We start from the raw sequence: 16,298 nt of genomic DNA, 5'->3' as shown, positions 1-16,298 counted from the left end.
GCCGTACAACGGTGTGACAGCCGAACCAGGGCAAGTTTTGGCTACAGCGCGGGCGCCGGGACCCGGAAGAACACGCGGGGATCCTGCAGGAGCGCCGGGTAGTCGAAATCGGAGCGCTTGATCACGTTGGTGACTTCGAAGTTGCGGGCGAAGCGTCCGTCAACGGAGATGGGGCGTCCCTGGATGAGGCCGACGGCGAAGACCTGGCCGCCGTCGAACGGGACAGCAACCTCGGTTTTGCCGGGAAGCGTGTTGAACGCCTGATCCTGGGCCTGGCGCTTGCGGGTGGGCTTCTTCTCCTTCGGCGCGGCGGGACGCTTCTTGGGCCCACCAACCTGCCTGCGGGACTTCTCCTCGGCGTACACGAACTCGTAATCGTCGGTGTCCGAAACGGGCTTCGACTTCCCGTGCGGGGGCATGCTGACCGTGGTGAGCTGCTCGGGACGGATTTCCTCCACCGGGGCGCGAAGGATCCAGAGGCTGTCCTCTTCGGGTTCCTCGGGGTGGAACTCGTGCTTGGGTTCCGGCCACACGTATTCCAGCTTTTCGTCGGTACCGGGGAACAGCTGCGTGTAGAACTTGGGGTCCTTGCCGATCAGCTTGGAGCGGTGGCTGAGGTGCAGGTCCTCGTGTCCGAGCCATGGCGGCATGATGATCCTGGAGGCGTAGTCCGGGTGGGCGGCCTGGGGCGCGAACTCCGCGATATTGGTGCGCGTGTTGTCCGGGTGGCCCCGCTCCATCCATTCGTCGGCCATCGCCAAGCCGTACAGGGTGAGCGCCGGGACGTGGCCCATCCACATGCGCACGGCCGGGTGTGACTGCCAACCGTACTCCGGGATCACCAACGCGCGGAGGACTTGGAGTGCTTCGACGCGCTGTTTGCCGAGCCTTGAAGTGTCGAGCGCCGCGGCACTCTCACGGAAATCGGCGAAGGGGAGGAAAGTCTGCATCCTTTCAGTTTGAGGGTGCCGGGCGTGAGAACCAAGTTGAGTGCTCCGGGACACGTGCGCCGATGGGGCCTAGAGTTGTCGGGTGGAAACTTTTGGCGAGAAAACGACGACCACGGCGCCCCCGGTTGCCGAACTGCACCTGCACATCGAAGGGACCCTCCAGCCAGAGCTCATCTTTGCTTTGGCCGAACGAAACGGCATCGAACTGCCGTACGAAGACATCGAGGAACTCCGCGAAAAGTACGAGTTCACCGATCTGCAGTCTTTCCTGGACCTCTACTACGCCAACATGGCAGTCCTGCAGACCGAGCAGGACTTCACCGACATGACCCGCGCCTACCTGGAGCGGGCGGCAGCCGGGGGAGTTCGCCATGCGGAAATCATGATGGACCCCCAAGCCCACGTCTCCCGCGGCGTTGCCCTGGAAACCTGCGTGAACGGCGTGGCCAACGCCTTGGCGACCTCGGAAGAGGACTTCGGCGTTTCGACCCTCCTGATTGCAGCTTTCCTGCGGGATATGTCCGAGGATTCGGCCCTTGAGGTGCTGGACCAGCTCCTGGCCATGCACGCACCCATCGCCGGCATCGGGTTGGACTCCGCAGAGGTGGGCAATCCGCCGTCGAAATTTGAACGCCTGTACCAGCGCGCCGGCGAGGCCGGGCTGCGCAGGATCGCGCACGCGGGCGAGGAAGGACCGGCGTCGTACATCACCGAGGCGCTGGACGTCCTGCACGTCGAACGGATCGACCACGGCATCCGCTGCATGGAAGATACTGACGTCGTGCAGCGGCTCGTCGCCGAGCAGGTGCCGCTGACCGTTTGCCCGCTGTCCAACGTGCGCCTGCGCGCGGTGGACAAGCTGGCTGACCATCCGCTCCCGGAAATGCTCGCCATCGGCTTGAACGTTTGCGTGAATTCAGACGACCCCGCCTACTTCGGTGGATACGTGGATGACAACTTTGAGCAGTTGGTCAAGGTCCTGGAATTCTCGGTACCGGAGCAGGCAACCCTGGCCGCGAACTCCATCAGGTCCTCGTTCGCCAGCGACGCCCGCAAAGCGGCGCTGTTGGACGAGGTCACGGAGTGGGTCAAGGCCTCCGTGCCGCACCCCTGAGGCTCGGCAGCCGAGACCCGTAGATCAGTTGCGGCGAATGTGATGTCACACTCGGTCACGACACACGGTGTTTACCTTCAGCAGTCGTGGGAATTAACAAATCATTGGCAAACTGCTGTGGAGTAACCACCGTTGAAGGAGAAGCATGGGCGCGAACACCGCCGAGAACACCAACCTTCGTCTGAAGGCCGTACTGGACATCCTCGCCGAGAGCGTGTGGGCCGGAACTTCGCTGAACGCCGGGGAGGTGTTGGCCGAGGCGATCGCCCGCGTTCCGTTCAACGATCACGAAGCCGAGCTCCTGAGCGGCGGTATTCCCCGCGGCCACAAGACCCTGACATCGGCTTCGGCGAAACTGGTCAAGGCCGGGTGGCTGGTCAAGGGCCGGTCCGGGTGGACCATTCCCGAGGACGGCTTGCGCGCCACAGTCGCTTTCCCTGATGTGGCGGCGTTCGCGGCAGCGCTCGACGCCGGAACTCCGGTACCAGCCGACGTTCCGGTTCCGACCGCCCCGCCTGTGAAGCCTGCGGCGAAGAAGGCAGCAACCAAACGCGCTGCAGCCAAGAAGGCGGCTCCTGATGAAGTGGCTGAGCCGAAGGTTGCCGCTGCAAAGGTCTCGGCCCCCAAAGCTAGGGCGGCTGCTGCCAAGGCGGAGCCGGCCGCGAAGAAGTCACCGCGCAAGGCGCCGTCGAAAGCTGCGGCTCCCGCCGTCGAGACCGTCCCGCAGCCCGATGCCGTCGCGGTTGCGGGCGACTTCAACACCATCCTGGGCGCACCCGAGGACTGGGCGCCGCAGTACGACGAAGCCCAGATGGAATTCAACCCCTTGGTGCAGGTGTGGACGCTGACGGCTGATCTTCCGGCCGGGCACTACACCTACAAGATCGCCCTGAACCGTTCGTGGGACGAGAACTACGGTGCGTTCGGTGCCCGCGACGGTGCCAACCACGAGTTGAACCACGACGGCGGTCCCGTCACCATCACGTACAACCACGTGACCCGGGACATCGTGGTCGGCTAGTTCTTTCGTTTGCTGGATTCCGCCCTTGTTCGTGGCGCCTCCCGTTGTACGGGGTGCGTGACCAACAAGGGCGGGACTCGTTAAGGTGGGTCCATGGCAGCAGACACGATCCGGGTTACCGCGCGCATTTCCGGCGTGGTGCAAGGTGTGGGTTTCCGCTACTGGACAGCCCGGAAAGCCGACGCACTGATGCTCACAGGGACCGTGCGGAACGCTTCAGATGGTTCGGTGGAACTCGTAGCCGAGGGGTCCGTGAAACGTGTTGAGCGTTTCACGAGCTGGCTCCATTCCTCGAACGCCCCGGGCCGGGTGGAGAACGTCGACTTCCAGGTTTCCGAGGCCACCGGGGAGTTCGACGACTTCCGGATCGTTGGGTAGCAGCCCTAATTTCCCGGTGACGCAATCGGATGGCATCGACCGAAGTGGCAGGCTATCTGGCTGCGGAACCTGACGCGGGCTGGCGCGTCGCTTCGATGTAGTGCTCCAGTGACTTCAGTGCAGGCTGGGACGAAGCATCACGCACTGCGTCCGCGCCAACGGCATTCGCAACGGCCAGCGCGTGAGCGTAGTCGAGCCCGGTTTGCAGGGCCAGGACCAGTGCGGCGTAGAAGGCGTCGCCGGCCCCGATGGTGTTGGCTATGTCCGTGACACGCACGGCAGGAGCTTCGGCCACCCTTTCGCCGTCGACGTAGATCGCCGAGCCGTCGCCACCGTACGTGACGGCGACCAACGGAGCGTTCTTCAGGGCCGGGATCAACTCATATTCGGTCTCGTTCACGATCACCAGGTCGCAACGCTCCAGCAGTTCAGGAAGGATGGGTGCCGCGGGGGCTGCGTTCAGCACAAAGAATCCTTTGGTGGCCTGTGCTGCCTCGAGGACAACTTCCTGGTCCACTTCGAGCTGGCACAACACGGCCTCGCCATCGCCGAAACTTACGTCGCCCAGGCTCACGGACGCGTTGGCGCCGGGGCACACCACAATCTGGTTTTCGCCGTCGCTGTCCACCAGCACCAGCGCGGTGCCGGTAGCTTCGTCCACTGCGGCGATGTCCCGAACGTCGACGCCGGCACCCGCCATTGCGTCCAGAAGTGTCCGCCCGGCGTCGTCCTGCCCTACTGCCCCCACCATGCGTGAGCTGCCTGCGAGCCGGGCTGCGGCGACGGCCTGGTTGGCGCCCTTGCCACCGGGTTGCTGCCGCAGGACAGCCCCGCCCACGGTCTCGCCGGGCGAGGGGAGACGGCTGGCGGTGGCCGTCATGTCGAGGTTGATGCTGCCCACCACAGTGAGTGTGGGCGCAGAGGACTGAACGGGCGTGCTCATGGGAGGTCCTTTTCGGGGAGGTTTCAGGAGGACTGGATGACGGAAAGGTGCCCGGCCTTGGCGGCCACGAGGCATTTGGCGAGGTAGAACGGGGAGCCGTTCCGGCGCACGTATTGGGTGAGGACCAGTACGGGATCGGACGGGCGGAGTCCCAGTAGCTTGGCTCGGCTTGGACCAGCCGTGCTGAGGCTGATTTCGCATTCGCCTGGGCCAAGGGTCACGCCGGGCAGTTCGCTCAGTACCTCCAGCAGCGTGGAGGCGGAAAGTGTTGGTGCTTCGGCGGCCTCAGCCAGCGGAGCCGCTTCGGGTATTTCCTGCGACACGTTTTCCTGCAGGTGGGCCACGGGTTCGCCGTCGCGGATGAGCACGCTTTCCCAGAACCAGACATCCTGGGCCGGCTCCACGCCCACACCCGGTGCCACGAATTCCGAGGCCGGCTGTTTGATGGCCGCTACCCGCTTGACTTGGATGTCCTGGTCCGGCCCACCAAGAAGTTGATCGAAGGGCCGAATGTGTTCGATGCCAATGCGGGGCAGTGAATCTGCGACAAAGCGGCCCACTCCGCGGCGGGCACGGGTGAGGCCGTCTTCCTCCAGCAGCATCAGCGCTTCGCGGATCACGGTACGGCTGACGTCCATCATGGTGCCCAGCTCCGTCTCCGTGGGAAGCAGCGAGCCCGGCGGCAGGACTTTGGTCCTGATGGCCTCGGCGATGCGGGAGTACGCCGCGACGCGCAAGGGCTGCCCTGGTTGGGTGGCGATGGGTCGGGACAGGAATTTGACGGCGTTGTCTGTCAAGGGTGCCTCACTCGGGATGGGTTACGGATACTGTACCGGATCGATGTGACAGGTTGCACAAGCTCGTAATACATGCTTGTATAACAACTCACATCTCGTGGCGCGCCCCGCGCCCTCGGACAAAGGAGTTTGATGTGAACATCCCCACCGCCACAGGCACGCAGGCTGTAGACCCGCAGTCCCCAGCCTCAGCCGACACCGGAGCAGCCGGCACAAAGACTGACGCGGGTCGCGTCCAGGGCAAGGCCGCTGCGCTCCTGATCACCACGTTGGTGCTCGCCGTCCTGGCCTTCCAGCTCAACGCCAGCATGATTACCCCGGCCTTGCCCCACATCGGCTCCTTCTTCGGCGAATCCCCGGAAGCTGTGGCCCAAGTGCAGTCCATGTTCTTCCTGGCCGGTGCCATTTCCGGTCCCGTCATTGGGCGCTGGAGTGACTTCATCGGCCGGCGCAACGCACTCCTGCTGGTCCTGGCGATCATGGGAGCGGGCACGGTGCTCTGCATCTTCGCACCGAGCCTGCCATTGCTGGTCGCCGGCCGCTTCATGCAGGGTGTTTCGAGCGCCATCTTCGCGCTTTCCTACATCGTCCTGAACGAATACCTGCCAGCCCGGCTCTTCGGCACATCCATTGGCATCATCGCGGCCATCAACGGTGGCGTGGGTGGTGTGGATGGCTACTTCGGCGGGCTCATGGCAGAGACTTTGGGCTTCCAGTCGATTTTCGTCGCCGTGCTGGTATTGGCCGCGATCGCCGTAGTCTGCGTCATCAAAGTGGTCCCGGGCGGCAAGTCCGCCGTCGCTCCGGGCCGGATGGACTGGTGGGGAGCGGGATCGCTGTCCGTGTTCCTGGTGTTCATCACGTACTTCGTGTCCACGGGTTCCTCCGCAGGCTGGACCTCACCGGCAGCCCTCGGCTTGCTGGCTGGCAGCATCGCGTCCTTCGCGGCCTTCTGGCTCATCGAAAAGAAGCGCGAAACCCCGTTGGTTGCAGTCCACCACCTCCGTTCGCGCCAAGTGTGGCCCGTTATCGCCACCACCGTGCTGACGCTTGCCGGCATCTTCGCCATCATCAACTTCACCGTGGTGCTGCTGAGCCAGGATAAGGAAAACGGCTTCGGCCTCTCCGCGTCCGTTGCGGCGCTCCTGTTCCTCACCCCCGCCGCGTTGATCGGTGTGTTCGCTGCACCGCTGGCCGGTTGGATCGCCGACCGTCGCGGCTGGATCAAGACCGTTCGCGTTGGCACCGCCACCAGCCTCGCCTGCGCGATCGTGGCCGCACTGTTCGCGCACAACCAAGTCGCAGTCCTCATCGCCATCGCCGCTCTGGGCATCTTCTACAACGGCTTCTTCCTCACTGCGATCAACGGTCTGTCCGTCCTGCTCTCGCCCAAGGAAGCACCCGCCGCACTGCCGGGCATCAACGGCGCCTCCTTCGGGATCGGGGCGAGCCTCGGCGTCGTGGTTGTTGCGCCGTTCGCCGGCTTGGGCACTGCGGCCGGATACTCCACGGCCCTCTGGATTTCGGTGTCCATCACAGCGCTGGCGTTCATTGTTAGCCTGTTCATCGCAGCGCCGAAGGGCGAAAAGATCTAACGCACGACGCCGGGCAGCACCTCCCGCATCCCGGCCCGCCGCCGATTCATTACAGTCCGCTACACCTGAAACGAGAGATCATGACCCAGCCCGCACCCTTCTTCCTCGACTGCGATACCGGCATCGACGACGCCCTCGCCCTCGCGTACCTCCTCGCCTCCCCGTTGGCGGAGCTCGTGGGTATCGGCACCGTGAGTGGCAACGTCAGTGCAGCCGGCGGGGCCCGGAACACCCTGGACCTGCTGAACCTGGCAGGCCACCCGGACATCCCCGTTGCCATCGGTGCGCACGATCCCCAAGTGGGCACGTTCCACGGTGGCGCCCCGCATGTCCACGGCGACAACGGCATCGGTGGGGTGGACCTGGCGCACTCAGACCGGGAGCCTGTGACGGCCACGGCTGCGGAGCTGTTGGTCCAACTGGCACACCAGTATGCAGGGGAGTTGCGGGTGGTGGCCATCGGTCCGCTGACCAACATCGCCGAGGCCCTGCGGCTGGAACCCAGGCTGCCGGAACTGGTTGCGGAGCTCACCATCATGGGCGGCGCCGCGCTGGCCCCGGGCAACATCACACCCGTGGCCGAAGCGAACATCGCCAACGATCCCGAAGCTGCGGCAGAAGTCCTGGCCGCCGACTGGACCGTCACCATGGTGCCCTTGGACGTCACCATGACCAACGTCCTGGAGGAAAACCACCGGCAAGAACTGCTCGCAACCGATCACCCGGTTTCGCAGGCCCTCGGTGAAATGCTGGGGTACTACTTCGGCTTCTACATCGACATCTTCGGCCGTGCGTGCTCGGCCATGCACGACCCCCTCGCCGCAGCCATCGCCGTCAGGGGAGTGGAACTGGCCTCGGCTCCGACCGTTCGCGTCCAGGTGGACACCACGGACGGACCCGGCCGCGGTCAGACGGTGTGCGACCTCCGTGGACAGTACGCCGGTTTCCCGGAGCAGCGCGGGGCCCGTTGCCGGGTGGTGCTGTCCATCGGGGAGGACTTTGCTCCGCACCTGTTGGGCACCCTGCAGGCGGCGTGGCTTACTGAAGCTACGGTCGCTTAGGCCGCCTACGCGTACATGAGGGAGCCGGGCGTGGTGAGTGTCTCGCCGGTTTCGAGCCAGGTCTTCAAACCCGAGAGGATCATGGGCCAGCCGCCGTAGAGCTGATCGTTGGCGCCCTCGCGGAGTTGATCGTGCGTGACGGTGAGGTGGCACGAATCGCCGACCGGTTCTATCTCCCAGGTGATGCGGGACGTGCCCTCGGCCTTCACGTCCTCGCCCCACAGCGCGGTCATGGTCTGGACGAGCCGGCGCGGAGGATCAACCTCGATGTTCTCGCCCTCGCCCAGCGGCGCATCGGCTTTGGGGTTCCGCATCTCGAAGCGGCTCCCCGGAGTCCAGTCCGAGGTCAAGGTGTTTCCGAACTGGTACTTGCTGCGGATCTCGCTGTTGGTGATGGCCTCCCACAACCGTTCCGGCGTGGTCTTGATGTAAATCTCGAAGATCTTTTCCATGGGACTTTCCAATCTGGATTTGAGGTCGCTGAGTGCAGCGGCCCATGGTTCTGCGAATTTACTCACCCAGCGGTCGTGGATGAGGCGGATGGGAACCGGGTTAAGGAAATGCAGCTTTTCGCGACCACGACGGCGGGTAACCACCAGCCCTGCATCTTCCAACAGTTTGAGGTGCTTGGCGATGCCGAAACGGGTCATCTCGAAGCGGGCTCCGAGCGCCGAGGCAGACTGGCCATCCTCGCGGAACAGTTCGTCCAGGAGTTCCCTGCGGGTGGGGTCTGCCAGCGCTTTGAACACGGTGTCCATGGCTTCAGAATAGGTGACTTTTTGGTCACGTGTCAACGGTTTTGGGTGGAACTCGATTCGGCCTACGCGTCGGAGTGGATGATCTGTTCGCGCAGGATGTCGGCGTGCCCGCAATGCTGGGCCAGCTCCCGGAGCATGTGGAGGTACACCCAACGCAGGGGGAGGGGGCCGCGGCGGTTTCCGAGGACAAGATCGTCCAAGGCCAGCTGCGCCGCCGCTCTCCTGGATGCTTCGCACGCCTCCACATGGGCAGCCCGAATGCTGGCGACGGTGTCCTGGTCATCCAGGATGAACGACTCGTCAGGCGACGCCGGGATGCCTATTTCGGCACGGGACCGGCCCGTGATGGCTTCGTCGAACCACACCTTTTCCACGAAGGTGGCGTGCTTCACCAGGCCCAGCAGCGTAGTCCGGGACGGGACCAGCCGCCGTCGTGCCTGTTCTTCGGTGAGCCCCTCAAGACTGGCGTTCAGCGCCCAACGGTGTTCGTCCAGGAAGGTATCGAACTGGACCCTTTCGCTGTTGTTGATGACGTCCTCCGTTGACGTTGGCGTGCTCATCCGAAAACCACCGTGCCGTCGTCGTTGATTTTCCAACCGGGGTTGTGCGCGATTTCCCAGACGATGCCGTTCGGGTCCTTCACATGGCCATGGAAGATACCGCCGAACGCGCCGGCCTGGGCGGGTTTCAGCAGCGTGGCGCCGGCCGCCACCAAGGCATCGATGGTGGTGGACACCTCCGCCGCGCTCCCGACATTGTGGGAGAGCGTGACCCCGCTGACTCCGGAGGTGGCGGCGGCGTTGTTGAGGTCCTGATCGAACTTTTCGGCGTCGAACAGGCCGAGCATCAGCCCCGGCGCAACCTGGAAGAAGAGGATCTCGCCAGGGACGTCCATGAGCGGGTCCCACCCGAGGCCAACCTTGTAGAACGCGCGGGCGGCGTCGAGGTCCCGCGTGGCAAACGTGATGAAGTGCAGTTGCTGGTCCATACGGGAATAGTAGCGAGAGGGTACGGCGGCCTGTCCTGTTGAGTGCCTGTCGTGGCCGGTGGGAGGATGGAGCGGTGGAACCCCTCTTCGATTTCCTTGGTCATTACTGGTGGCTTATCTTTCCCATCGGCGGCATGGCTGGAGGCTGGGCGCGGTCGTGGTCCAAGGCCAGCGAAGAACGCCACCGCCGCAAGGTGGAGTTGCTCAAGCTGAAGAACCAGCTCGCCGTGCATGAGGAAGCCAACCAAGCCGAAGTGGTCTCGCTGATAGCCGCCCACGATTCGGTAAACCACCGCTGGCTGGACTACGAACTCGACGTCGGCAACCTCATAGACTTCCCCCTCATGACCGACGTTCGCGAGCCCCTCACAGTGGCCTTCCTCAAAGCCAAGAAAGAAGCCGACGGCTTGCGGCCCGCGGCGCCTGAGGACCTCACGACGCCGGCCCGGCTCGCCGAGTACCGGGCAGCTGTCCACAACTTTGAACTGGCTTTCGATGTCGCCGAGCGCGAAGCCCGACGTATCAAGGACGGCAACTTCAGCGGCCCCGAACGCCAACGGCTGGCCACGGCAAGGAAGCTGCTGCGCATCGCCGAAGACACCGCAGCGACCCCTGCCGAACGTCAGACTGCCTACAAGCGTGCACGCAAGGAACTCGACGGGTTGATCGTGCTCCCCGAGGCCACGGTCGCGGCGCTGGAAGGGAAGATCGCGGGGATGCTGGACACCCGGAAGGACCCGGACACGGACGCTCGGTTCGCTTGATGGGGCAGTCCGGAAGCGGTAGCTAACCCAGCTGCACACCCATCACGGTTCGGGTTACCGGCCCGTCCGTGTCGTCCTCGATGTGGCGCATGCCGATCCGTTCAGCGACCCGGCGGGAGGCGGCATTTTCGGGATGAATGATGGCGACAAGTGAGCTCGCGCCGACCACGTCCCGCGCATATTCAAGGCAGACCGTAGCTGCTTCCGTGGCGTAACCCTGACCTTGGAGGTCCAAGCGGACGTGGTAGCCAACCTCAAGCTCGGACCTGCCTTTGACCTTCTGCCACGTCAGCCCACAGTCGCCGACGAAGTCGCCGGCGTACGTTTCCACGATCCAGAGTCCATAGCCGTGCTGCGCATAGTTCGCCTGGTTCCATTCGATCCAGGCCGCTGCTTCGTCCCGGGATTTCGGTGCCGGGTAATACGTCATGACGTCGCGGTCGCCCAGCATGGCGCTCATGGCGTCGAGATCATCCGGTGTCATCTCGCGGAAGCGCAGCCGGTCGGTGGGGTGGGGGAGCATGCCCACAGCCTACGGACTGCGATCAGCCGTGGCCAGAATACGCTTAGCCCCGGCCCATGCTGGTTGAGGGGTCGCCGCTGCCCTCGGAGGGGTCTGCTCGCAGGTCGTCGGGGTCGCCGCTGGGCAAGCCGGCTGGGCCTGCGACGTCTCCCGAGGAGGCTTCGGACGTGGCGTCAGAGGCGGCGTCGTCGCCCCGGTGAGTTCCGCCGTCGGAATCCGATGACGCGGCGCGAGTCCCGCCGTCGGGTTCCCCCGGCGCGCGACGGCGACCCGTGGGCTTGGGGGAAAGGTCCTCGTCCATGGCGTTGGAACCTTCGCTGATGGAGGAGTGGACCTGGATATCGTCGTCTTTCTCGCCCGGCTCGGGAACCTGCTGGTCGTTCACCGGCTTGGAGGTGTTCGCTAGATCTTCCATCGCATTTTCGGTGGCCTTGCGGATGCTGTCTTCGACGCCCATGAGATGACTCCTTTGCAGAAATGGTCCGGTATCGAACCCGGCTCACATAGTAAGCCTACTTAGTTGTTGCACAAAGCGACACCCTGCACTGACTTGACAGGAAGGCCGTAAGTGGGTCGTGTCTGTGCAGGTCAAGCCGTCACGGGCTGAACTTTGTACCGTCGTTCGTTGGGCGATAAGGTATTCCCAGACCGTTTTGCAGAGGGCGGCAATTTTCGCTCCTTTGCTGTCTGCTGGGGACGCATTTCAGTCAGTAGGAACGTCTCATATGTCTAACCCACGCCCCGAGCAGGAAGCTCTCCGCAACGGATACTTCCTCGATCTGGTCCTCGGCAGCGAAGATGTCGAGGCGTTCCTCACAGATCTAGCGGCATTCTCCGCCGAGAGCCTCTCCCACGGAACCGACCCCGTTTTCTCCGGGATCACGGTGTTGCGCCGAAAGAAATCAGCCACGGCGGCCAGCAGCGATGAGCGCGCCCGCGTCATGGATGAATTGCAGAGCGAGTATGACGGCCCCTGCTTGACGGCCATGGATAAGCTCACGTCCGTCCTGGTCCCGGATCTCGCAAGCGAGCATCGCTGGCCGGACTATGTCGAAGCCGCTTCACAGCAGGGCCTCGCATCCATCCTGAGTGTGCCGCTCTTGGTTGAAGGCGACACCCGTGCCGCACTGAACCTCTACTCGGAACGCACCCACGCTTTCGGCCCGGACGACGTGGAGAGGGCAGAGGTTTTCGCGTCGCACGCTGCCAAGTCGCTTCGCCTTGCGTTGAAGATCGCCCAGCTCAGCGATGCCCGGAACGACCTCGCCGCCGCGATGCAGTCGCGCACCGTCATTGACCTTGCGGTGGGCGCCATCATGGCCCAAAACCATTGCAGCCAGGAAGAGGCGTTCACCATCCTCCGCACCGCCTCGAGCAACCGCAACATCAAGCTGCGGCACCTGGCCCGGTCCATCATCGCGGCCGTTTCCTCGGGTAAGATCACTACCCACTTCGAGGAGTAATCACCGACGCAGCGCGCCCTCCCACACGAGCTTCACCGCGTTGCGGACGCGTTCCCGTGTCTCAGCAACAGTGGCAGCGTCGGAACCCGGGGGCCGCACCACGAACTGGTAGTAGTACAGTCCGTTGATGAGGTCGATCATGGCCTCGACGTCCACGTCCGGCGCCAGTTCTCCTGTGGAGATGCCCCGCCGGATCTCCGCTGCGATGGGTTCCCGCCGCCGGGAGACATGCCGGTCCCATGAGAGGGCGCGGAGATCGTCGTTCTCCAGGCCCATGGCCACACGCTTTTTCACCAGCGCACCGACGCGGCCGTCGACGTCGATCGTGGCTTCCTCGTAGGAGTTGAGGATGGTCTCCAGCGTCGTGGTCGCGCGCTTCAGGCCAATACCGGATCGGACGCTATCCAACGCCGCGGCCAGCAGTTCCTCGCGGCTGTTCCAGCGCCGGTAGAGCGCTGCCCGGCTAACGCCCGAGCGCTCGGTGATCGCCGAGACAGTGACTTCGCGAGTGTCCCGTTCCAGCAACAGTTCCACCGTGGCGGACAGGACGGTGGACTCCAGCGCGGTGTCGCGTGGCCGCCCGGGCCGCCGCTCAGCAACTGCTACGGAATCATGCATCCGCAACCACCAGTCGCTCATGAAGCTGCGCAATAGTCGCGTCGGTTAGTCCGGCCTTGCGGATCGGCGCCAGCACACTCCCATGACGCTCAATCAGCACGTTTTGCATGGCTTCCATCGACTCCACGTGCGCGCCCATCATGGCACCCATGCCTTTGATAGCTTTCTCGTCCAGGACCCGGTCCGGCATGAGTCCGCCCATGATGGCGCGGAGCCTCGGGAACAGCTGTGGCAAGCGTGTGGCCGTGACTGCGTAGTCCGCGGAAATGGTTTCGGGAGTGGCGCCCAAGGCCGAAAGCACGACGGCGGCGAACACTCCCGTACGATCCTTGCCTGCCGCGCAGTGGAAGACAGTTGCGCCGTCCGCCATGGCCACGAGGGTTACGCCGAGGGCGAGCTGCCGGGCCTGGGTTTCAAGGAGGTTCGCGTACCAGGCACCCACATGTTCAGGAGTAGTGGTGGAGGACATTATTTCGTGGCTGATGTCCTCTGGCGATGAAACGGAAGCCGTCAATGCGAGGTGGTGGTAGCTCACGCCGGGCACAGTGAGGGGTCCACGCCCGGTGAACAGCGCCTCTTCGGGGGACCGGAGATCAATGACGGACGTGACGCCGTCGTCGATCATTTGCTGGGCGAAAGCGGCAGGCATGACCGAAACGTCATCGCTGCGGAGCAGCACACCTGGGCGGGTGGTGCCGCCTTCTACGGGCAGGCCGCCGAGGTCGCGCAGGTTGACGGGGGCGAGGTCCAGAGTTTCCAAGTGGGATTTCCTAGCTGAGCTTGGCGCGGATGAAGGCGCTGACCCGGTCGATGATGGTCACCAGCACGACGATGCTGATGATGATGGCGCAAAGGTGTCCGTAGTCGTACATGCGCATGGCGGTGGTCAGCTCCAGGCCGATGCCGCCAGCCCCCACCAATCCGAGGATGGTGGCACCGCGCACGTTGCCTTCGAACAGGAGCAATGTGTAGCTGACCAGCAGGGGCGCGGCCTGGGGGAGCACTGCGTAGGTGATGATCTGCCGCTTGTTGGCGCCGACGGCGGTGAGTGCTTCCACTGGTCCAGTCTGCACGGATTCCATGGCTTCGGCGTACACCTTGCCGATGGACCCGACCGAGCCCAGCACGATCGCCAGGATGCCGGCGAACGGTCCCAGGCCCACAGCGGAGACGAACATCAGGGCGAAGATTAGTTCCGGAATCGAGCGCAGAACGTTCAGCACCGCACGGCAGGACGTGTACACCCAGCGCGGGGCGACATTGCTGGCCGCCCCGAAGCTAAGCAGCAGGGATGCCAGCGCGCCAAGCACGGTACCAACCAACGCCATCTGGAGCGTTTCGACCAGCAGCTTGATGATGATGCCGAACTTGTCGAACGTGGGAGGGAACAGGCGGCCCAGGAAGTTGCCCATGTTGGGGATACCGCTGAGCAGCTTGTCGGGGTTGAACCCCGCTCCCATTCCGGCCCAGACCAGCACGACGGCAACAATCACCCAGAGCGCAGCGCCTCGTGGTGTGGGGAGGCCGAAGGGGCGGGAGAGCCGGAGGCGGTCGGCCTCGGAGAGGGTGGTATTGATGGTCTTGGATGCATCTGCGGGGGCTTCAGCTTTCGAGGAGCTCAGTGTCTGTTCCATAAATCTGGTGCACCTCCTTTTCCGTGATGTTGGTGGCGGGTCCGGCGAACACGAGCTCACCCGAGTGGAGGCCGAGGACCCGATCGGCATAGCGGCGGGCGAGGCCCACGACGTGGAGGCTGACGATCACGGGGATCTGTTCTTCGCGGGCGATGTCGCGGAGCAGGCCAAGGATGTTCCCGGCGAGCCGCGGATCCAACGACGCAACGGGCTCGTCGGCCAGGATGAGGCGTGGCTGCTGCATGAGCGCCCGGGCGATCGCGACGCGCTGCTGCTCACCGCCGCTCAGGCTGCGGCACGGCTGCTTGGCCTTGTGTGCCAGGCCCACACGGTCCAGCAGTTCCAACGCCATGGTCCGCTGCGCCCTGCTGAACGTGCCCAGCATGTTCAACGGCCCTGCCGAGTGGAGGCCGCCGGACAGCACGTTGGTGAGGGCGGTCAGTCGCGGCACCAAGTTGAAGTGCTGGAAAACATATCCGACGTCGGATCGCAGCTCCCGCAGGCCGCCCGCGTTTTGCCGGGCTACTGCCCGGCCGGCCACTTCCAATGCGTCGGCAGTAAAGGGTGCAATGCCAGTGAGGGTTTTCATGAGGGTCGACTTGCCCGAACCGGAGTGGCCCAGCAGTGCTACGACTTCGCCCGGGTAGACATCCAGGTCGACGCCTGCCAGCGCTACCTGCTCGCCGTACTGGACCCGCAACCGGCGTGCGCGGACCGTGGGCGTACCGCTCAAGGTGACTGCCGCCGTCGTGCTTTCTGCTGGTGACAAGAGGCTCATCGGAGGTCCTGGAGGTCCACGCCGATAGACTCGGCCACGTCCACCAGGGGAGCGTAGGTGCTGAAGTCCGGATCGGCAGTGGGTTGGCCGGTGATGCCGAACGTCTTTGCGATCTTCTCGTTCCCGGCCATGAGGGCGGGGAGTTTGGCCTTAAGGGCTTCGCGGGCCTCGTTGTCCAGGTCCTTACGCACCACGATGGAGATGCCGACGGGGATGGGGTCGGACTTGGCGATGATGGTGACCTGGTCCTCCTTGATGACGCCCTTCTGGACGAACGTGGGGTAGAGCTGGCGGGCGGTGCAGGCGACGTCCACGTTCCCGTTGGCCATGGCCAGGACGGCGGAGTCGTGGGAGCCGGCGAAGGTGCTCTTGTAGTCAGTGCCGTCGGTGAGCCCGGCCTTGGCGAGGAGCGACTTGGGCATGAAGTAGCCGGTGGTGGAGCCGGGATCGATGAACGCCACCTGCTTGCCCTTGACGTCAGCGAGGGACTTGATCCCACTGTCCTTCTTGGCGAGGCAGAAGCTGGCGGGCTCTGAGCTGGCAGGCCAGACCAGCAGCGGATCAACGCTTTCCGTCTTGTACGCGAGGGCGGCGGAGAACTGGCTGAGGACGGCGACGTCCACTGATCCGTTCCGGACGGCTTCCACGACGCCCAGGTAGTCGGCCGGCTGCTGGTTGGTCACGGTGCGGCCGGATGCGTCGCCCACCATGGTGGCGAGGTCGGCCATGATGGCTTGCTCTTCGGGATCGTCGGTGCCCGGAGGGGTGGCGAAGACCAGCTCGGTCCTGCTCTTGTTTGCTCCGGCCGCGGTGGCGTCGCCTGAACAGCCGGCGAGGGCGCCGATGGCCAGGAGGCCGATGAGCGATGTTGCGATGATGCCTGCACGAGCGTGCATGGTGGTGCCTTCCGTCA

Annotated in this window: 20 protein-coding genes; 7 read left to right on the top strand and 13 right to left on the bottom strand. The window is 64.3% G+C overall.

Translation table 11 applies throughout. The annotated features are described in order from the left end of the window. Positions 1 to 41 precede the first annotated feature (41 nt). On the bottom strand, positions 42 to 950 hold the full coding sequence (locus ACNQOP_RS15890; RefSeq protein WP_416405076.1) for an MSMEG_6728 family protein: 909 nt from the start codon (positions 948 to 950) through the stop codon (positions 42 to 44). Between the two features lie 82 nt (positions 951 to 1,032). Here ACNQOP_RS15890 and ACNQOP_RS15885 point away from each other — a divergent pair, with 82 nt between their 5' ends. The 3 genes from ACNQOP_RS15885 to ACNQOP_RS15875 all read left to right on the top strand — a co-directional run bounded on the left by ACNQOP_RS15885 (position 1,033) and on the right by ACNQOP_RS15875 (position 3,463). Further along, positions 1,033 to 2,064, top strand: a complete 1,032-nt coding sequence (locus tag ACNQOP_RS15885; protein ID WP_416405075.1) for an adenosine deaminase — start codon at positions 1,033 to 1,035, stop codon at positions 2,062 to 2,064. Between the two features lie 145 nt (positions 2,065 to 2,209). Then, the gene (locus tag ACNQOP_RS15880; RefSeq protein ID WP_416405074.1) at positions 2,210 to 3,085 is read left to right on the top strand and encodes a glycosidase; all 876 of its coding nucleotides are present in this window, start codon (positions 2,210 to 2,212) and stop codon (positions 3,083 to 3,085) included. Positions 3,086 to 3,178: 93 nt separating this feature from the next. Continuing rightward, complete coding sequence (locus tag ACNQOP_RS15875; RefSeq protein WP_416405073.1) at positions 3,179 to 3,463, top strand: acylphosphatase; 285 nt, start codon at positions 3,179 to 3,181, stop codon at positions 3,461 to 3,463. A 52-nt stretch (positions 3,464 to 3,515) separates the two neighbouring features. On the opposite strand, the gene ACNQOP_RS15870 is transcribed toward ACNQOP_RS15875, so the two are convergent. Next, positions 3,516 to 4,406, bottom strand: coding sequence for a ribokinase (locus ACNQOP_RS15870; protein WP_416405072.1), 891 nt, complete (start codon positions 4,404 to 4,406; stop codon positions 3,516 to 3,518). A 23-nt stretch (positions 4,407 to 4,429) separates the two neighbouring features. After that, on the bottom strand, positions 4,430 to 5,203 hold the full coding sequence (locus tag ACNQOP_RS15865) for a GntR family transcriptional regulator (RefSeq protein WP_416405071.1): 774 nt from the start codon (positions 5,201 to 5,203) through the stop codon (positions 4,430 to 4,432). Positions 5,204 to 5,337: 134 nt separating this feature from the next. Between ACNQOP_RS15865 and ACNQOP_RS15860 the strand changes: the two genes are divergently transcribed. Next, entirely contained in the window at positions 5,338 to 6,798 is a 1,461-nt protein-coding gene (locus ACNQOP_RS15860) for an MFS transporter (RefSeq protein WP_416405070.1), read from the top strand. An 80-nt stretch (positions 6,799 to 6,878) separates the two neighbouring features. Then, positions 6,879 to 7,859, top strand: coding sequence for a nucleoside hydrolase (locus ACNQOP_RS15855; protein WP_416405069.1), 981 nt, complete (start codon positions 6,879 to 6,881; stop codon positions 7,857 to 7,859). Between the two features lie 5 nt (positions 7,860 to 7,864). On the opposite strand, the gene ACNQOP_RS15850 is transcribed toward ACNQOP_RS15855, so the two are convergent. From ACNQOP_RS15850 to ACNQOP_RS15840, 3 genes are all read right to left on the bottom strand, one after another. Beyond that, complete coding sequence (locus ACNQOP_RS15850) at positions 7,865 to 8,617, bottom strand: metalloregulator ArsR/SmtB family transcription factor (protein WP_309990505.1); 753 nt, start codon at positions 8,615 to 8,617, stop codon at positions 7,865 to 7,867. Positions 8,618 to 8,679: 62 nt separating this feature from the next. Next, a complete protein-coding gene (locus tag ACNQOP_RS15845; RefSeq protein WP_416405068.1) occupies positions 8,680 to 9,177 on the bottom strand; it encodes a DinB family protein in 498 nt (165 codons plus the stop codon). Continuing rightward, complete coding sequence (locus ACNQOP_RS15840; protein ID WP_416405067.1) at positions 9,174 to 9,605, bottom strand: VOC family protein; 432 nt, start codon at positions 9,603 to 9,605, stop codon at positions 9,174 to 9,176. The genes ACNQOP_RS15845 and ACNQOP_RS15840 overlap by 4 nt, the downstream gene beginning before the upstream one ends. A 74-nt stretch (positions 9,606 to 9,679) precedes the next feature. Between ACNQOP_RS15840 and ACNQOP_RS15835 the strand changes: the two genes are divergently transcribed. Beyond that, complete coding sequence (locus ACNQOP_RS15835) at positions 9,680 to 10,369, top strand: hypothetical protein (RefSeq protein WP_416405066.1); 690 nt, start codon at positions 9,680 to 9,682, stop codon at positions 10,367 to 10,369. 22 nt (positions 10,370 to 10,391) lie between these two features. Here ACNQOP_RS15835 and ACNQOP_RS15830 read toward each other — a convergent pair whose 3' ends face one another. After that, positions 10,392 to 10,892 carry a GNAT family N-acetyltransferase gene (locus ACNQOP_RS15830; RefSeq protein ID WP_416405065.1) on the bottom strand — a complete coding sequence of 167 codons (501 nt, stop codon included), beginning with the start codon at positions 10,890 to 10,892 and terminating at the stop codon, positions 10,392 to 10,394. A 43-nt stretch (positions 10,893 to 10,935) separates the two neighbouring features. Continuing rightward, a complete protein-coding gene (locus ACNQOP_RS15825; RefSeq protein ID WP_284986026.1) occupies positions 10,936 to 11,349 on the bottom strand; it encodes a hypothetical protein in 414 nt (137 codons plus the stop codon). A gap of 268 nt (positions 11,350 to 11,617) precedes the next feature. On the opposite strand from ACNQOP_RS15825, the gene ACNQOP_RS15820 reads away from it, so the two are divergent. Continuing rightward, on the top strand, positions 11,618 to 12,355 hold the full coding sequence (locus ACNQOP_RS15820) for a GAF and ANTAR domain-containing protein (RefSeq protein WP_257368819.1): 738 nt from the start codon (positions 11,618 to 11,620) through the stop codon (positions 12,353 to 12,355). On the opposite strand, the gene ACNQOP_RS15815 is transcribed toward ACNQOP_RS15820, so the two are convergent. From ACNQOP_RS15815 to phnD, 5 genes are read right to left on the bottom strand one after another with little or no spacing between them, the layout of a single operon-like run. Then, positions 12,356 to 12,973, bottom strand: coding sequence for a TetR/AcrR family transcriptional regulator (locus ACNQOP_RS15815; protein WP_416405064.1), 618 nt, complete (start codon positions 12,971 to 12,973; stop codon positions 12,356 to 12,358). It abuts the gene before it with no gap. Continuing rightward, positions 12,966 to 13,733 (bottom strand): tyrosine-protein phosphatase, encoded by a 768-nt coding sequence (locus ACNQOP_RS15810; RefSeq protein ID WP_416405063.1) that lies wholly within the window; start codon positions 13,731 to 13,733, stop codon positions 12,966 to 12,968. The genes ACNQOP_RS15815 and ACNQOP_RS15810 overlap by 8 nt, the downstream gene beginning before the upstream one ends. Positions 13,734 to 13,743: 10 nt before the next feature. After that, positions 13,744 to 14,607 (bottom strand): phosphonate ABC transporter, permease protein PhnE, encoded by an 864-nt coding sequence (gene phnE / locus ACNQOP_RS15805; protein WP_416405062.1) that lies wholly within the window; start codon positions 14,605 to 14,607, stop codon positions 13,744 to 13,746. Then, positions 14,576 to 15,385, bottom strand: a complete 810-nt coding sequence (gene phnC / locus ACNQOP_RS15800; RefSeq protein ID WP_416405061.1) for a phosphonate ABC transporter ATP-binding protein — start codon at positions 15,383 to 15,385, stop codon at positions 14,576 to 14,578. Before phnC ends, phnE begins: the two co-directional genes overlap by 32 nt. Next, on the bottom strand, positions 15,382 to 16,281 hold the full coding sequence (phnD, locus tag ACNQOP_RS15795) for a phosphate/phosphite/phosphonate ABC transporter substrate-binding protein (protein ID WP_416405060.1): 900 nt from the start codon (positions 16,279 to 16,281) through the stop codon (positions 15,382 to 15,384). Before phnD ends, phnC begins: the two co-directional genes overlap by 4 nt. Between the last annotated feature and the right edge of the window lie 17 nt (positions 16,282 to 16,298).

The sequence above is a fragment of the Arthrobacter sp. LFS091 genome, assembly GCF_047977885.1.
Classification (GTDB): Bacteria; Actinomycetota; Actinomycetes; order Actinomycetales; family Micrococcaceae; genus Arthrobacter.
This window is presented reverse-complemented; position numbering and strand designations above follow the sequence as displayed.

What these genes read in the sequence shown, in the direction of transcription:
- ACNQOP_RS15890 (WP_416405076.1), bottom strand. Translation starts at nt 950, where the DNA reads ATGCAGACTTTCCTCCCCTTCGCCGATTTCCGTGAGAGTGCCGCGGCG.
- ACNQOP_RS15880 (WP_416405074.1), top strand. Translation starts at nt 2,210, where the DNA reads ATGGGCGCGAACACCGCCGAGAACACCAACCTTCGTCTGAAGGCCGTA.
- ACNQOP_RS15875 (WP_416405073.1), top strand. Translation starts at nt 3,179, where the DNA reads ATGGCAGCAGACACGATCCGGGTTACCGCGCGCATTTCCGGCGTGGTG.
- ACNQOP_RS15870 (WP_416405072.1), bottom strand. Translation starts at nt 4,406, where the DNA reads ATGAGCACGCCCGTTCAGTCCTCTGCGCCCACACTCACTGTGGTGGGC.
- ACNQOP_RS15855 (WP_416405069.1), top strand. Translation starts at nt 6,879, where the DNA reads ATGACCCAGCCCGCACCCTTCTTCCTCGACTGCGATACCGGCATCGAC.
- ACNQOP_RS15850 (WP_309990505.1), bottom strand. Translation starts at nt 8,617, where the DNA reads ATGGACACCGTGTTCAAAGCGCTGGCAGACCCCACCCGCAGGGAACTC.
- ACNQOP_RS15845 (WP_416405068.1), bottom strand. Translation starts at nt 9,177, where the DNA reads ATGAGCACGCCAACGTCAACGGAGGACGTCATCAACAACAGCGAAAGG.
- ACNQOP_RS15840 (WP_416405067.1), bottom strand. Translation starts at nt 9,605, where the DNA reads ATGGACCAGCAACTGCACTTCATCACGTTTGCCACGCGGGACCTCGAC.
- ACNQOP_RS15830 (WP_416405065.1), bottom strand. Translation starts at nt 10,892, where the DNA reads ATGCTCCCCCACCCCACCGACCGGCTGCGCTTCCGCGAGATGACACCG.
- ACNQOP_RS15825 (WP_284986026.1), bottom strand. Translation starts at nt 11,349, where the DNA reads ATGGGCGTCGAAGACAGCATCCGCAAGGCCACCGAAAATGCGATGGAA.
- ACNQOP_RS15820 (WP_257368819.1), top strand. Translation starts at nt 11,618, where the DNA reads ATGTCTAACCCACGCCCCGAGCAGGAAGCTCTCCGCAACGGATACTTC.
- ACNQOP_RS15815 (WP_416405064.1), bottom strand. Translation starts at nt 12,973, where the DNA reads ATGCATGATTCCGTAGCAGTTGCTGAGCGGCGGCCCGGGCGGCCACGC.
- phnE (WP_416405062.1), bottom strand. Translation starts at nt 14,607, where the DNA reads ATGGAACAGACACTGAGCTCCTCGAAAGCTGAAGCCCCCGCAGATGCA.
- phnC (WP_416405061.1), bottom strand. Translation starts at nt 15,385, where the DNA reads ATGAGCCTCTTGTCACCAGCAGAAAGCACGACGGCGGCAGTCACCTTG.
- phnD (WP_416405060.1), bottom strand. Translation starts at nt 16,281, where the DNA reads ATGCACGCTCGTGCAGGCATCATCGCAACATCGCTCATCGGCCTCCTG.